Consider the following 14,713-nt stretch of genomic DNA (forward strand, 5'->3'; position numbering starts at 1 on the left):
GAATTTGGGCGGGAATGTAGCAAAGCGTGCTTATACTTAAAAGAAATATATTGCTATATCGCTAGGCGTTACCCGTATAAGAAACCGGCCCGATCAACCGCCGGTGGCGGAGCTGATCACGATGCTGACGACGATGAATACCGTCACCACCAGGGCGATCACCATGATCACATAGACGCCGATATAGTCGCCGGCCTTGCCTTTCTGGAAGTCCCGTTCCCGGTTGGCGCCGCTTTGCACGCCGAACAGGGCGGCCAGCACGCTGTGAAGCACCTGCAGGAAGCGCGGGCGATGATCCGGTTTATCCTCGGGGGTGTTGTCGTTGTTAGGGTCGCGGTCGCTCATGACGGTCCTCAAAGGCACTCAGAAGGGTCGGGTTCACAACTCGATCGCGGTCCAGCCGCGCCGGGTCCACAGCCCACACAGCAGCACCGACGTGATCAGCCGCTGCACCGCCTGGGCCAGCCAGATGCCGAGTAACCCGTAACCCAGCACCGGGCCGATGATATAGGCCAGGGGCAAAAAGAAAAACCACTGCACCGCCAGAGTGACGATCATTACCGAGCGGGCGGCGCCGGCCCCCAGCAGGGCCTGGGTAAGGACGATGGCGACGCCGTCCAGGCAGATCGCCAGCCCGGTGATCATCAGCGGCACCCGCCCCAGTTCCACCAGCTCCGGCTGCTTCAGGAACAGGCCCAGGATCAGGTCCGGCACCAGCCACATGGGCAGGGCGAGAACGAACAGCAGGGCCATGGCCACCCGGGTCACGTCCCAGCCCCACCGGTAGGCGTCGTCCGTGTCGCCGCGTCCCAGGGCCTGGCCCACCAGCGACGCCGCCGCCAGCCCCAGGCCGATGGCCGGCAGGATCAGGAACAGCACCAGGGTGATCAGGATGTGCGCCACCGCCACTTCCTGGGTGCCCACCCGGCCGATCACCCAGAACAGCAGGGTCAGGCCGGCGGCGAAGAAAAACTGCTGCACCCCGTTGGGCACGCTGACCCGCAGAATGTGCCGGAAGGTGGCGGCGGCGGGCCATTCGCGCAGGAAGCCATGGGCGCGGCCACCGCCGGCCCAGGTTTGCAGCAAGTACATCAGGCTGCCCAGATACAGGGCCAGGCTGGTGCCCAGGCCGGCGCCGGCGGCGCCCAGCTCGGGCAGCCCGAAATGGCCGAAGATCAGGCCATAGCTGAGCGCCACATTGGCCACATGGGTCATCACCAGGGTGCGCATATAGACGCCGGGGCGGTTGATGCCGTTCCAGTAGCCCCGGTAGCCGAAGTTCATGGCCACCGCCCACACGCTCAGTAGACGCATATCCAGGTAGTCGGCGGCCACCCTGGCGGTGCCCGCGTCCGGCGCCAGCAGGGCCATGCCCGGATCGCTCACCGCCAGGAACAGCAGTGAGATCGGCAGCGCCAGGGCGAAGCCCAGCACCAGCCCGGCGTTGAGCGGCACCGCGTACTGGCTGGCATCGCCTTCGCCCTTGCGGCGGGCCACCATGGCCTGTACCCCGGCGCCCAGGCCGATCACCACGCTGATCGACATAAAGGCGGCGTAGCCACCCAGGCCGACCCCGGCCAGGGCCTGGCCGCCCAGGCTGCCGACCATGGCGGCGTCCACCAGATTCATCAGGCTCTGGCTGGCCATGGCCGCCATGATGGGCAGGGCCAGGGCGAGAATCCGTCGGCTGCGGGAGAGGTCGGGCAAGGTCAAAGCGGTCCGTGTCAGAAAGCGCGCACCATAGCAGAAAGGCGGCGGCTACCCCAGCGATAGGCTAAGGCTGTCGGCGCGTTCGGATCGCCATGTGCCCATTGCAACCGGCCAATACCTGACTAAAATGGTCAGGAAAGTCGCAACCGGAAACCGGCATGACCGAAACGCTTATCCGCATTACAGATTCCGCCCAGGAGTACCTGCGCGACCTGCTGTCCCGCCAGGATCAGGACGGCATCGGGGTGCGCATCTTCGTGGAGCGCCCGGGCACCCCCCACGCCGAGTGCTGCATGGCCTATTGCCCGGACGGCGAACAGGAAGACGACGACGTACGCTATGACTACGAGGGCTTCCACGCCTTTATCGAAGGCAAGAGCGTGCGTTACCTGGAAGACGCCGTGATCGACTTCAAGAAGGACTCCATGGGCGGCCAGCTGACCTTCCGCGCGCCCAAGTCCCGGGTACCGGACATCAGCCCGGACGCCTCCCTGGAAGAGCGCATCAATTACATCCTGTACGCCGAGATCAACCCGAACCTGGCCGCCCACGGCGGTAACGTTCAGTTGCTGGAACTCACCGAGGAGAAGGTGGCGATTCTGGAGTTCGGCGGCGGCTGCCAGGGTTGTTCCGTGGTGGACGTGACCCTCAAGGATGGGGTGGAACGTACCCTGATGGAGCAGATTCCGGAGCTGACCGGGGTGCGTGACAAGACCGACCACACGGTTACCGATAACGCTTATTACCAGTAGTGCCCGCCGGTTGATCGCGGCTGAAGCCGCTCCTACAAGAATCGGCTGGCGGGTTTTGTAGGAGCGGCTTCAGCCGCGATAAAAGGGCCCCGAAGGAGCGGCTTCAGCCGCGCTACTCCTCCCGCGACACCTTTATCCGCAATGCGGCGTGCGCCCGGCGGCCCGGGCCTGCTGATAGATCGGCCGTACCTCCGGCAGCCGCGCGCGCAGCCCCTCGATGCGGCTCTGGTTGCTGGGGTGGGTGGACAGCAGTTCCGGCGGCGCGGCACCGCCGGAGGCGGCGGCCATGTTCTGCCACAGGGCCACGCTCTGATCCGGATTGAAGCCGGCCTCCGCCATCAACTGCAGCCCGATCACATCCGCCTCCGCTTCGTGCTTGCGGCTGAACGGCAGCTGCACCCCGTACTGGGCACCTACCCCGAGCAGGCCCATCAGGGTTTGCTGTTCGGCGCTGTCGCCACCGGCCAGGGCCGCCACCAATTGCGTGCCGGTCTGGGTGGCGTACTGGATCGATACCCTTTCGTTGGAATGCTGGGCCAGCACATGGCCCACTTCGTGGCCGATCACGGCGGCCAGCTGATCCTGGTTCTTGGCCACCTTGAGCAGGCCGGTGTGCACGCCGATCTTGCCGCCGGGCAGGGCGAAGGCGTTGGCGCTGTCGTCCTTGAACACGGTCACTTCCCACTTCTGGTCGGAATCCAGCACGCTGGTGATGGCGTTGGCCACGCACTGCACGTAACGGGCCTCGGCGGTGCCGGTCTCGATGGGCTGCTCCTTCTTCATTTCCGCGTAGGCGGTGGCACCCATCTGGTCCATCTCCGAGGCGGGCATCAGCAGGAATTGATGCCGCCCCAGCGGCGAGGTGGCACAGGCGGCAAGCAGCAACAGCCCGGCGGCGGGCAGGGCAAGACGTTTCATGGTGGTGCTTCTCCTTATCGGGCCCTTGGGTCCCTGTCGTTCATTTCCATTCGCGCAGATGGCGGCGGGCCACCCAGAGTAGCCAGGAGGACCACAGCCCGCCAGCCAATAATAGCAGCACACCGGGCAGGGAAAGATCCCAGGGTGCCGGCGGCACCCGGCCGGCCAGCATCAGGCCGCCGCTGATCAGGGCGGCGGCGGTGAGCATGCCCTGGGTCTGCCGGTACTGGCCGCGCTCCAGGCGCGCCACCAGGGATTCCAGATGGCGCGGGTCCAGACCGCCGGCCTGGCCGGGCCGGGGCGCCCCCGGCGCCACCGGCGGGGCATAGGCCCGGTCGACCAGATCCAGGGCCCGCAGGCCCAGGCTGCGCGCCAGCCGGCTCGGGGCGTAGCGCTGCCGCACCAGCCGCTGCAGCAGGGGCTGCGCTTCCTCGATCAGATCAAAGTCCGGGTTCAGCAGGCGGCCAAAGCCGTCCAGGGTGAGCAGGGCTTTCAGCAACAGGGCGATGTCGGCGGGCAGCACCAGGCCGTGGTTGCGTACCAGCGCGGTGATGTCGCCGAGCAGGGCGCCCAGGTCAAGCTGGGACAGGGGCATGCCGTAGTACAGCGACACCACGTCCTCCACGTCCGCCACCAGCATCTCGAAATGCACCGGCTGGCCGTCGGACCAGCCGGCCAGTACCCCCGCCGCGTGCTCGGAATCGCGGGTGAGGATGGCGCGCACCAGGCGCACCACCTGATCGCGGCGGCCGTCGCTGAGTTTGCCGACCATGCCGAAGTCGAGCATGGCGATGCGGTTGCCGGGCAGAATCAGGAAATTACCCGGGTGCGGATCGGCGTGGAAAAAGCCATCTTCCAGGGCCATCTTCCAGGCCACCAGGGCGCCCCGGCGGGCGATCAGCGGCCGGTCCAGGCCGGCGGCGTCCAGCTGGTCCAGGGCCCGGGCCGGGATTCCCTCGATGCGCTCCTGCACCTGCAGGGTGGCGCTGCTCAGCGCCAGGTTCACCCGCGGCACGGTGAGCCATTTAAACGCCCGCAGATTGCGCCGGATGCGCTCCGCGTTGCGCGCCTCGATGGTGAAATCCAGTTCCCGGGTCAGCGACCGGCGGAACTCCCGCACCAGCTCCACCGGCCGGTAACGGCGCAGTTCCTCGGAATTGTCCGAGGCCAGTTTGGCGAGCTGATCGAGCAGCCGCAGGTCGGAGCGGATGGTGGCCTCGATGCCCGGCTTGCGCACCTTGATCACCACCCGCTCGCCGGCCCGGGTCAGGGCGCCGTGGACCTGGGCGATGGAGGCCACCCCCAGGGGCTGTTCCTCGACCTGGGCGAAAACCCGCTCCAGGGGCCGGCCCAGGGCCGCTTCCACCGCCGGCCGCAGGGTCTCGAAGGGTACCGGCCGGGCCCGGTCCTGGAGCTGCTCGAACTGGTCGATCCAGTCCGGCGGAAACAGATCCACCCGGGTGGCCAGCACCTGCCCGAGCTTCACATAGGTGGGGCCCATCTCCTCCATGGCGTGGCGCAGCCGCTCGGCGGTGCTCAGCCGTAGCAGGCGACGCTCGCCACCGGCGCGCACCAGCCGTCCGGCCTGTTCCACCGGCGTGGCCAGGCCCAGGCGGCGCAGCATGTCGGCGAACCCGTATTTGAGCAGGACGGTGGCCAGTTGATTGATACGCCGCAGATCACGACCGGTGTGCAGCAGATTCATTGTTTCAGAGGTCCTTGATGCCTTCGTCGGCCAGCAGCGCCTTTTTGCGCGTCACTCCCCAGTGGTAAGCGCCGGGCCCGCCGGCCCGGGGTACCACCCGATGGCAGGGTACCAGCAAGGCGATGCGGTTGGCGCCCACCGCGTTGCCCACCGCCCGGGCCTGGCTGTTCAGTGGCCCGGCCAGTTCCCCGTATTGGCGGGTCTGGCCGGCGGGTATGGCGAGCAGGGCGCGCCACACCGCCCGTTGAAAGGGCGTGCCCACCAGGTGCAGCGGGGTGGCCGCCGGCGCCGCCATCAGGGTATCGATGGCGTCCGGGTCGGCGGGCTCCAGGGACGCCTTGGGAAAGCGCTTCTCGATCTGGGCGCGGCCGTCCTCGGCGTCGGCGGCGAAGCACAACTGCACCAGCCCGGCCTCGGACCAGGCCGCCGCCAGGCCGCCGTGGTGTTCCGGCGACCAGCGCCAGCGCAGCGGACCGGCGTAACGGTCGTCCTCGGCGGCTATCCTGGGTGTCGAGGTGGGTGCCGAGGTGGGTGCCGACGCAGGTGCCGGGGCGGTGGTGGAGGTGGAGATGGGGGTGGAGACAGCGGCGGGATCGGAGAGCCGGTCCAGCCAGGTTTCCAGGGCGGCGGCGATGGTCTGGGGGCGGTCTTCCTGCACATAGTGCAGACCGGCACCGCCGTCCACCACCTCCAGGTGAGGAATGCGCCGCGCCAGCCAGTCCACCCGGCCGCGGCTGAGCACCGCGCCGGGTTGGAAATGCAGCAACAGCATGGGCTGGATCATGCGCGGCAGGTTGGCCTCGATCTCGGCGATGGCGCGGTGGGTCTCGCCGGGCCGGTCGTTGAGCGGCAGCTCCGAGGGGAATACACGGATCGGCAGGCGGCTGCGGGCATCCGGGAAGGGCGCCCGGTAGGCGGCCAGAACACTGCGTGGCAGCGGCCGCAGCACGCTGAAGCGCAGCACCAGGTCCACGAACAGGTTGTGGCGTTGCAGCAGCCACGGCGCCAGCCGCTTGTCCCGGAACGCGAACACCAGGGGCCGGGCCGCCAGTGGAAACTCCTCCCAGTCAAAGGTGAACGGGAAGGTCTCCATGAAACACAGCCGCGCCACCCGCTCCGGTTCCCGCTGGGCCAGGCGGAAGCCCAGCGGGCCGCCCCAGTCGTGCAACACCAGGGTCAGGTCCTTGAGATCCAGTTCGGCCACGAACCGCTGCAGATAGTGATAGTGGGTAAGAAAGCGGTAGTCGATGTGGGGCTTGTCGCTGCGCCCGAAACCGATCAGGTCCAGGGCCACGCAGCGATAGCGTGCGCGCAGGGGCTTGATGATGTTGCGCCACAGGTAGCTGCTGGTGGGGTTGCCGTGCAGGAACAGCAGGGTCGGTCCGCGACCCTCGTCGATATAGTGCAGACGGTGTCCGTCCACACTCAGGTAGCGCGAGCTGAACGGGTAATCGGCGAATCCCATGCCATGCGTCCCAGCGGCTTTTCTGGCAAGATGCCACGGCCCCGATCACCACTGCAAGCGTGAAAACCATGGCCAAACCCTTTGTGCGAAAGGACCTGGTGGAAGTTAAGGAAAGCCCGATCCACGGCCGCGGCCTGTTTGCCCGCGCCGCGATTCCCCGCGACACCGTGCTGGGGGTGCTCAAGACCAAGCCCGCCAAGGGCGACGGCCCCTATGTGCTGTGGCTGGATGACGAGGGCGAGGAGCGCTACCGGGTGCTCTGCGACCTGCGCTATATCAACCACCACAAGAAACCCAATGTGGCCTATTACGAGGACCTCACCGTGGTGGCTCTGAAGAACATCAAGGCCGGGCAGGAGTTGGTGCACGATTACGGTGAGGATTGGAGTTGATCGCGGTGGGTTTTATCGCGACTGAAGTCGCTCCTACAGTGGTTACCGAGGATCTGTAGGAGCGACTTCAGTCGCGATCACCTAATCAAAACGGCACGGGCGAATGAAACTCGCTCCATAAACCGGTGACCGGGTGATTGAACGCCAGGCTTTCCGCGTGCAGCAGCAGGCGGTCGCTGCGGCCCAGCACCGCCGGTGGCGCGTACAGGTCACAGCCCAGAATCGGGTGGCCGATTTCCCGGCAGTGAATGCGCAGCTGGTGGCTGCGGCCGGTGACCGGCATCAGCCGCAGGCGGGTGCGTTGCCGCGCCGGCTCACGCTCCAGCACCCGCCATCGGGTGAGCGCCGGCTTGCCGCTCTCGAAGCAAACCTTTTGCAGCGGGCGGTTGGGCCAGTCCGCACACAGGGGCAGGTCGATGCGGCCTTCCTCGTCGTCCACCACGCCTTGCACCACCGCCTGATAGGCCTTGGCCACCCGCCGTTGCTGGAACGCGCGGCTCAGCCCGCTTTGCGCCGCCCGGGTCAGGGCGAACACCATCACCCCGGAGGTGTCCAGGTCGAGCCGGTGCACCAGCCGCAGGTCCGGATGATCGCGCTTGAGACGGGTGGTGACGCAATCCCGGTTTTCCGGGGCGCGGCCGGGCACGCTGAGCAGAAAAGGGGGTTTGTTGACCACCAGGATATGGGCGTCCCGATACAGCTCGGTGACCGCTTCCCGGCACTCCGGCACGATATAGCGTTCAGGCTGTTCGGCACGGGTGGGGCGGCGCGGTCGGCTGGCCGGCCGCCCCTGGTCCCCGTCCGGGTTATTTGCCCCAGACAATCCGGTGCACGTCCTGGTAGCGTTCCGCGAAATGCACGGTCATGCCCTTTTTCAGGTAGTCCGGCAGTTCCTTGTAATCGCGCTCGCAGGCCTTGGGCAGGATCAGCTCGCGGATGCCCACCCGGCGGGCGGCGATCACCTTCTCGCGGATGCCGCCCACCGCCAGTACCTGGCCGGTAAGGGTCAGTTCGCCGGTCATCGCCAGCTTGCGCGGCAGGCGCTTGCCGGTGGCCAGGGAGATCAGGGCGGTGGCCATGGTCACCCCGGCGCTGGGGCCGTCCTTGGGGGTGGCGCCTTCCGGCACGTGCAGGTGCACGAAGGACTCGTCGAACCAGTCGGCGCTGCCGCCGAACTCGGGCAGGTGGCTGGCCACGTAGCTGTAGGCGATCTCGGCGGATTCTCTCATCACATCACCGAGCTGGCCGGTTTGCTTGAAGCCGCGCCGCTGGGCATGCACCTGGGAGGCCTCGATGGACAGGGTGGCGCCGCCCATGGCGGTCCAGGCCAGGCCGGTGACCACGCCCACCCCGCGCTGGGTTTTTTCCTTCTGGAAATAGGGCTGGCCCAGGAACTCCTCCAGGTTCTTGCCGGTGACGCTGAGTTTCTTCTCCCCGGAGAGCAGCCGCACCGCCGCCTTGCGGATAATCTTGTTGAGCTGCTTCTCCAGGTTACGCACGCCGGCTTCCCGGGCGTAGCCCTCGGCGATTTCCTTGAGCGCGCTGTCGCTGATCTTCAGCTGGGCCGGTTTCACCCCGGCCCGTTCCAGCGCCCGGGGCCACAGATGGTTGCGGGCGATGGCCACTTTCTCCTCGGTGATGTAGCCGCTCAGACGGATCACTTCCATGCGGTCCAGCAGCGGGCCGGGAATGGAATCCAGAGTATTGGCGGTGCACACGAACAGGCAGTGGCTCAGGTCCAGGCGCTGGTCCAGATAGTGGTCCAGGAAGTCCTGGTTCTGTTCCGGGTCCAGCACTTCCAGCAGCGCCGATGCCGGGTCGCCCTGGAACGACTGGCCGAGCTTGTCGATCTCGTCGAGCATGATCACCGGGTTGCTGGTGCCGGCGTCCTTGAGCGCCTGGGTGAGCTTGCCGGGCAGGGCGCCGATGTAGGTGCGCCGGTGGCCCTTGATCTCCGCTTCATCGCGCATGCCGCCCAGGCTGAGGCGGTAAAAACGCCGGTCCAGGGCCTCGGCGATGGAACGGCCGATGCTGGTCTTGCCCACCCCCGGCGGGCCCACCAGCAGCAGGATCGAGCCTTTCATCTCGCCGCGCATGGCGCCCACCGCCAGGAATTCAATGATCCGGTCCTTCACATCGGTGAGGCCGCTGTGGTGCGCTTCCAGGGTTTGCCGGGCATGGTCCAGGTCCAGGTTGTCGTCGGAGTAGACGCCCCAGGGCACGCTGGTCAGCCAGTCCAGGTAATTGCGGGTAACCGCGTATTCCGGTGAGCCGGATTCCAGCACGCCGAACTTGCGCAGTTCTTCCTCGAAGCGCTTCTGTACCGCCTCCGGCGGCGACAGCGCTTCCATGCGGGCACGGAATTCGTCCGCGTCGGCGGTGCGGTCGTCCTTTTCCAGGCCCAGCTCGCGCTGGATCACCTTGAGCTGTTCCTTGAGGAAAAACTCACGCTGATGCTTGGAGATCTTTTCGTTGACCTCCTCGCGCAACTGGTTCTGCAGGCGCGCCACTTCCACTTCTTTTTTCACCAGTGTCAGCACCCGCTCCATGCGCGGGCGCAGCGGCACGGTCTCCAGGATTTCCTGCAGCTCATCGCCGCTGGCGCTGGTCAGCGAGGCGGCGAAGTCGGTGAGCGGTGACGGGTCCCGGGGGGAGAAATTCTGCAGATAGTGCTTGAGCCCCTCGTTGTAGAGCGGGTTCAGCGGCAGCAATTCCTTGATGGTGTTGATGATCGCCATGGCATAGGCGCGCAGGCTGTCGTCCAGCTGGTCCCGGGGTTCCGGGTAGCTGACTTCCGCCATGAACGGACGCTTGCGGCTCAGGTAGCCTTCCACATGGAAGCGGGCCAGGCCCTGGGCCACCACCTGCAGCTGATCGTCCTCGCCGTTGACCGCGTGGATTTTCACCAGGCAGCCGTACTGCGGAAATTGTTCCGGTTCCACCTGGTCCGGGTCGCGGTCGCCCACGTACACCAGGCCCAGGGCATGGTGGGGCGTCTGGCCGACCCGTTCCAGGGTGGCACGCCATTGCTCGGCGTCGAGCAGCAGCGGCTGCACCAGGCCGGGCATGAAGGGGCGCTCGCGCACCGGGATCAGATAGACCCGTTGCGGCAGGGTCTTATCCGGCAGCGCCAGGGCGCCTTGCGGGGTACCTTGTTCGATGGTGGTCTGATTATCGTCCTGACTCATTGACTCGACTCGCTGACACGCCTGAAGAAAGTAAACGCAATGCGGTAGAAATGGCGTCGGCCTCCGGCTTTTCAATGGTTGCGGTAGGAGCGACTTCAGTCGCGATGAAGTTGGCACCGACGTTAGTCGCGTAAAGTACCCCACGACAACACCTTGCGAGGTGGCGGCGAATACGCCCGTGTTTTTGTAGGAGCGACTTCAGTCGCGATCGGTTCCGGTGCCATCTTCATCGCGACTGAAGTCGCTCCTACAGCCCCCCTACACCCACCGGAGGGACGCTACCTCTTCCGGGACCCAGGGACTGTGTTTTTGTAGGAGCGACTTCAGTCGCGATCGGTTCCGGTGCCATCTTCATCGCGACTGAAGTCGCTCCTACAGCCTCCGCCGCGTCCCGGATAAAGACACCTCGAACCGCTTCAGTCCCGCTCGACGATCAGCAGGTCGGCGCTCAGCGAGCGGGGGGTCTGGGTGCGGCGCTCCACCACCCGGGCGTTGAAATGCTGTTCGCAGCGCTCCGCCAGTTCATAGAACGGCGAGCGGCCCGGGTCGGCGATGATGATCCGCTGCACGCCCTGGCCCAGGGCGCGGCGGATCAGGTTGAACAGCACCGGGGTCAGTTCATCCCAGAAGCAGATGTCCGCGCCGGTAATGATATCCACCCCGGCGAGGCGCTTTTTGGTGAGCCGCTCGAAGCGGCAGCGCAGGGTTTCCACTTCCACTTTGTTGACGGCGGCGTGCAGGGCCAGATAGGGAAACACGTCCGCGTCCGCGTCCACCGCCGTGACCCGGCAGCCCAGCCGTTTGGCGGCGAAGATCGACAGCGGGCCCCAGCCGCAGCCGATGTCCATCAGGTGGCTGTGGGCGCCGATTTCCCCGGCGCGCCGGCGCCGGTTCAGTTCGTCCATGATCAGAAAACTGGAATTCCACACCTTGTTGCCGTGGATGGAGGGCTCATGCTCGCGCTTGAGGCGGCGTATCGCCCGGTGGCCGCTGCGCAGCAGGGTGATGCCACGGGTCTGCACGGTGTGGGGTTCGCCGCGGCGCACCCGCGGCACTTCGAGATCGGGAAAATCGGAAAGCAGGGTCATGGGAGCCGCCGGCGCCTGAAAAAAGAAACGACCTTAAGGGCGCCGGCGGGGTTGATCAAGTGATCGGCTCAGGGAGCGGCCTTGCCATCCACGTCGCGCCAGAATTCGGCGAAGGCCTCGGCGCTCTGTTCCGGGGCCTCGGCCATCGGAATATGGCCCACGTCATCGAGGATCACGGCGCGGCTGTCCGGCAGTTCCTTTTGGAAGATGTCCACGTTTTCCAGGCTCAGCAGACGGTCTTCCCGGCCCCACAGAATCAGGGTGGGGGTGGTGATGCGCGGCAGCACGCCGCGCCCTTTGAGGCGCAGGGCCGGGTCCAGGTTCATGTCCTGCCAGACCTTGTCCGCCACCTCCGCGTTGGCGGCCTTTTCCTTGCCCATCTCGGTGATCACGAAGCCGGGCACGCCCACGGACTGGCTGGCGGCCCAGTCCAGGGTGGTGTGAAACTGCTCGGCGTTGCGCGGAATCAGGGGGTTCTTGTCGGACTGCTCCAGGGCGTTGAGAAACTCCGGGGTTTGCACGGTGATGCCGGCGGCGTCCACCAGCCCCAGGGACAGCAGCCGGTCCGGCTGGCGCCGGGCCATTTCGATGGCGATGGCGCCGCCCATGGAATTGCCGGCCACATGGAAGCGGTCCACCCCGATTTTGTCGAGCAGGGTGAACACCCGCTCGGCCTGCTCGCTGATGCCGTAATTCAGGTCGGTGGTGCGCGGCGTGGTGCGGCCATGGCCGGGCAGGTCGGGGATCACGAAGTAATACTGGTCTTCCAGTTGATTGGCGAACTTCACCCAGTTGGTGCCGTCGGCGCCGAAGCCGTGGATCAGCACCACCACCGGCGCCTGCACCGGGCCCTTGCTGGCCAGCACATGCCAGTCGAACCCGTCGCGGGTTTCCACCTGACGGTCTTCCAGACCGGCCCGCCATTTCTCGAAGGCCATGCCTTCCTGGTACGCCCAGTGGCGGGTGGTGTCGCAACCGCCCAGCAGCAGCGCCGCCGCCACCATCAGCAAAAACCTGTGTATCGCCATGCCGGCCTCCCTTTGTTCTGTGATTGTGGTCTTCCTTGGGAAGGGTCAGCGTAGTTGATCCGCGTGGCCCTGGGCAGCGCTGGAAAGGTCAAAATCGGTAAACTCTGGCTCCCCGTAGGAGCGGCTTCAGTCGCGATCAGCCCGGTGATGGCGGGATCGCGGCTGAAGCCGCTCCTACAACAGGTGCGATGGAGCAGCTTCAGCGGGTTTTCAGGTTCCAGATGCCGGCACCGATGATCAGCAGGGTGCCGAGCAGGGTGGAGAGCACCAGGGTCTCGCCCCAGAACAGCCAGCCCAGCAGCGCCGCCCACACCACCGCTGAATAGTTGTAGACGCCCACCTGTCCCGGGCGCGCCAGTTGGTAGGCGGTGGTCATGGCGAACTGGCCGCCGATGGCCACCAGACCAATGGCCAGCAGCCACAGGCACTGGCCGGGGGTGGGCGCCTGGTGGACCCGCAGCAGCAGCAAGGCGGAAATCACCGTGGCGAACAGGGAAAAGTAGAACACCACCCGGTGGGCGGGTTCGCTGGCCGCCATGCGGCGAATACTGACCTTGGCCACGCTCATGATCATGGCCCCGGCCAGCGCCACCAGTATGACCGGGTCCACGTTGCCCTGGTCGGCGCGCATGATGAAGCCGACGCCGACGAACCCCAGGGCGATGGCGAACCAGGTATGCACACTGATGCGGTCGCCCAGCCACAGCCAGGCCACCAGCGGCAGGAAGAACGGCACCGTCATTTTCACCAGCACCGCCTCCGCCAGGGCAATATGGGCGATGGTGAAGAAGAAACAGAACATGGCGGTGACGCCGGTGAAGCCGCGAATAAAATGCAGCCCCAGGTGGCGGGTGCCCAGATCGCGGATGCCGCCACTGGCGATCAGTATCGGCATCAGCACCAGCAGGCCGCACAGGTTGCGACCGAACACGATCATCTCGATGGGCAGGGTTTCGGAGACGTGCTTGATCATCGCCGCCATCACCGCCAGCAGGCCCTCGCCGAGGATCAGCAGCAGGGCGCCGCGCAGGGGCTGGTCCGCCGGGGCGCCGACGGACCGCTGGTCGCTCACGGGGCGGGCCGGGCCCACAGGTCGTGGTCGTCCGCGTCCTCGACGATCACCTTGAGACGCTGGCCGGGGCGCAGATCAGCGACGCCGGGCAGATGCACCTGGCCGTCGATCTCCGGGGCATCGCCCTGGGTGCGGGCCAGGGCGCCGTCCGGGCCGGCCTCGTCCACCAGCACTTCCAGGGTGCGGCCGATCTTGCGCTGCAGCTTGTCGGCGCTGATCCGCGCCTGCACGTTCATAAAGCGCTCCTGGCGCTCCAGGGCCAGATCTTCATCCACCGGGTCGGGCAGGGCGTTGGCGGCGGCGCCGTCCACCGGCGAATAGGTGAAGCAACCCACCCGGTCCAGTTGCGCCTCTTCCAGCCAATCCAGCAGCCGTTCGAAATCGTCGTCGGTTTCCCCGGGGAAGCCGACGATAAAGGTGCTGCGCAGGGTGATGTCCGGGCAGATCTCCCGCCAGCGGCGAATCCGCTCCAGGCTGTTCTCGGCGTGGGCCGGGCGTTTCATGGCCTTGAGAATGCGCGGGCTGGCGTGCTGAAAGGGAATGTCCAGGTAGGGCAGGATATGGCCCTCGGCCATCATCGGAATGATGTCGTCCACGTGGGGATACGGGTACACGTAATGCAGCCGCACCCAGGCGCCCAGCTGGCCCAGGGCCTGGCACAGCTCCAGCATGCGGGTCTTCACCGGCATCCCCTGCCAGAAGCCGGTCTGGTACTTGCGGTCCACGCCGTAGGCGCTGGTGTCCTGGCTGATCACCAGCAGCTCCTGCACGCCGGCCTTGACCAGCCGTTCCGCCTCGTCGAGCACGTCGCCCACCGGCCGGGAGTCCAGCTTGCCGCGCATGCTCGGGATGATGCAGAAGCTGCATTTGTGATTGCAGCCCTCGGAAATCTTCAGGTAGGCGTAGTGGCGCGGGGTCAGCTTGATGCCCTGCGGCGGCACCAGATCCACGAACGGGTCATGGTCGCGGCTGGGTGGCACCACCTGGTGCACCGCGCCCACCACCTGCTCGTACTGCTGCGGGCCGGTCACCGCCAGCACCGACGGATGGGCCTGGCGGATCACCGACTCCTCCACGCCCATGCAACCGGTGACGATCACCTTGCCGTTTTCCGCCAGCGCTTCGCCGATGGCGTCCAGGGACTCGGCCTTGGCGTCGTCGATAAAACCGCAGGTATTGACCACCACCACGTCGGCGTCATCATAGCTGGCGGTGACCTGATAACCTTCGGTGCGCAGCTGGGTAAGAATGCGCTCTGAATCGACCAGGGCCTTGGGGCAGCCCAGGCTGACGAACCCTACTTTTCCGCACATAAACACCTCGAACTTGGGGTGCGGCATTCTAACGCCGGGCCACCGCCCTGACCATCCATCATCGGACCCTGGAGGACCACCC

13 protein-coding genes are annotated in these 14,713 nt (G+C 66.3%); 2 read left to right on the forward strand and 11 right to left on the reverse strand.

Annotated features, from left to right (window positions below):
- Nucleotides 1-93: 93 nt before the first annotated feature.
- Nucleotides 94-345, reverse strand: a complete 252-nt coding sequence (locus FGS76_RS04345; RefSeq protein WP_138771402.1) for a DUF2970 domain-containing protein — start codon at nucleotides 343-345, stop codon at nucleotides 94-96.
- 33 nt (nucleotides 346-378) lie between these two features.
- Nucleotides 379-1,707: an MATE family efflux transporter gene (locus FGS76_RS04350; RefSeq protein WP_138771403.1), complete on the reverse strand. Its 1,329-nt coding sequence runs from the start codon at nucleotides 1,705-1,707 to the stop codon at nucleotides 379-381.
- 161 nt (nucleotides 1,708-1,868) lie between these two features.
- On the opposite strand from FGS76_RS04350, the gene nfuA reads away from it, so the two are divergent.
- Nucleotides 1,869-2,462 (forward strand): Fe-S biogenesis protein NfuA, encoded by a 594-nt coding sequence (gene nfuA, locus FGS76_RS04355; protein WP_138771404.1) that lies wholly within the window; start codon nucleotides 1,869-1,871, stop codon nucleotides 2,460-2,462.
- Nucleotides 2,463-2,594: 132 nt separating this feature from the next.
- Here nfuA and FGS76_RS04360 read toward each other — a convergent pair whose 3' ends face one another.
- The 3 genes from FGS76_RS04360 to FGS76_RS04370 are packed head-to-tail and all read right to left on the reverse strand — an operon-like array spanning nucleotide 2,595 to nucleotide 6,550.
- On the reverse strand, nucleotides 2,595-3,380 hold the full coding sequence (locus FGS76_RS04360; protein WP_138771405.1) for a M48 family metallopeptidase: 786 nt from the start codon (nucleotides 3,378-3,380) through the stop codon (nucleotides 2,595-2,597).
- Nucleotides 3,381-3,420: 40 nt separating this feature from the next.
- Entirely contained in the window at nucleotides 3,421-5,085 is a 1,665-nt protein-coding gene (locus FGS76_RS04365) for an ABC1 kinase family protein (protein ID WP_138771406.1), read from the reverse strand.
- A gap of 4 nt (nucleotides 5,086-5,089) precedes the next feature.
- Nucleotides 5,090-6,550, reverse strand: coding sequence for a haloalkane dehalogenase (locus FGS76_RS04370; RefSeq protein WP_138771407.1), 1,461 nt, complete (start codon nucleotides 6,548-6,550; stop codon nucleotides 5,090-5,092).
- A 68-nt stretch (nucleotides 6,551-6,618) separates the two neighbouring features.
- Between FGS76_RS04370 and FGS76_RS04375 the strand changes: the two genes are divergently transcribed.
- Entirely contained in the window at nucleotides 6,619-6,942 is a 324-nt protein-coding gene (locus FGS76_RS04375; protein ID WP_138771408.1) for an SET domain-containing protein, read from the forward strand.
- An 85-nt stretch (nucleotides 6,943-7,027) separates the two neighbouring features.
- On the opposite strand, the gene FGS76_RS04380 is transcribed toward FGS76_RS04375, so the two are convergent.
- The 6 genes from FGS76_RS04380 to rimO form a co-directional block, all read right to left on the reverse strand.
- The gene (locus tag FGS76_RS04380; protein WP_377900211.1) at nucleotides 7,028-7,765 is read right to left on the reverse strand and encodes a pseudouridine synthase; all 738 of its coding nucleotides are present in this window, start codon (nucleotides 7,763-7,765) and stop codon (nucleotides 7,028-7,030) included.
- Nucleotides 7,749-10,130, reverse strand: coding sequence for an endopeptidase La (gene lon / locus FGS76_RS04385; protein WP_138771409.1), 2,382 nt, complete (start codon nucleotides 10,128-10,130; stop codon nucleotides 7,749-7,751). The genes FGS76_RS04380 and lon overlap by 17 nt, the downstream gene beginning before the upstream one ends.
- 416 nt (nucleotides 10,131-10,546) lie before the next feature.
- Nucleotides 10,547-11,218, reverse strand: a complete 672-nt coding sequence (locus FGS76_RS04390) for a class I SAM-dependent methyltransferase (protein ID WP_138771410.1) — start codon at nucleotides 11,216-11,218, stop codon at nucleotides 10,547-10,549.
- A gap of 68 nt (nucleotides 11,219-11,286) precedes the next feature.
- Nucleotides 11,287-12,246, reverse strand: coding sequence for an alpha/beta fold hydrolase (locus FGS76_RS04395; RefSeq protein WP_138771411.1), 960 nt, complete (start codon nucleotides 12,244-12,246; stop codon nucleotides 11,287-11,289).
- 199 nt (nucleotides 12,247-12,445) lie between these two features.
- A complete protein-coding gene (locus FGS76_RS04400; RefSeq protein WP_240692410.1) occupies nucleotides 12,446-13,318 on the reverse strand; it encodes a DMT family transporter in 873 nt (290 codons plus the stop codon).
- On the reverse strand, nucleotides 13,315-14,631 hold the full coding sequence (rimO, locus tag FGS76_RS04405; RefSeq protein ID WP_138771412.1) for a 30S ribosomal protein S12 methylthiotransferase RimO: 1,317 nt from the start codon (nucleotides 14,629-14,631) through the stop codon (nucleotides 13,315-13,317). The genes FGS76_RS04400 and rimO overlap by 4 nt, the downstream gene beginning before the upstream one ends.
- Nucleotides 14,632-14,713: the final 82 nt, after the last annotated feature.

Origin of the sequence: Alloalcanivorax gelatiniphagus, from assembly GCF_005938655.1 — a bacterium.
GTDB lineage: Bacteria > Pseudomonadota > Gammaproteobacteria > Pseudomonadales > Alcanivoracaceae > Alloalcanivorax > Alloalcanivorax gelatiniphagus.

Coding starts and splice junctions, on each gene's coding strand:
- FGS76_RS04345 (WP_138771402.1), bottom strand. CDS start 345: ATGAGCGACCGCGACCCTAACAACGACAACACCCCCGAGGATAAACCG.
- nfuA (WP_138771404.1), top strand. CDS start 1,869: ATGACCGAAACGCTTATCCGCATTACAGATTCCGCCCAGGAGTACCTG.
- FGS76_RS04360 (WP_138771405.1), bottom strand. CDS start 3,380: ATGAAACGTCTTGCCCTGCCCGCCGCCGGGCTGTTGCTGCTTGCCGCC.
- FGS76_RS04365 (WP_138771406.1), bottom strand. CDS start 5,085: ATGAATCTGCTGCACACCGGTCGTGATCTGCGGCGTATCAATCAACTG.
- FGS76_RS04370 (WP_138771407.1), bottom strand. CDS start 6,550: ATGGGATTCGCCGATTACCCGTTCAGCTCGCGCTACCTGAGTGTGGAC.
- FGS76_RS04375 (WP_138771408.1), top strand. CDS start 6,619: ATGGCCAAACCCTTTGTGCGAAAGGACCTGGTGGAAGTTAAGGAAAGC.
- lon (WP_138771409.1), bottom strand. CDS start 10,130: ATGAGTCAGGACGATAATCAGACCACCATCGAACAAGGTACCCCGCAA.
- FGS76_RS04390 (WP_138771410.1), bottom strand. CDS start 11,218: ATGACCCTGCTTTCCGATTTTCCCGATCTCGAAGTGCCGCGGGTGCGC.
- FGS76_RS04395 (WP_138771411.1), bottom strand. CDS start 12,246: ATGGCGATACACAGGTTTTTGCTGATGGTGGCGGCGGCGCTGCTGCTG.
- rimO (WP_138771412.1), bottom strand. CDS start 14,631: ATGTGCGGAAAAGTAGGGTTCGTCAGCCTGGGCTGCCCCAAGGCCCTG.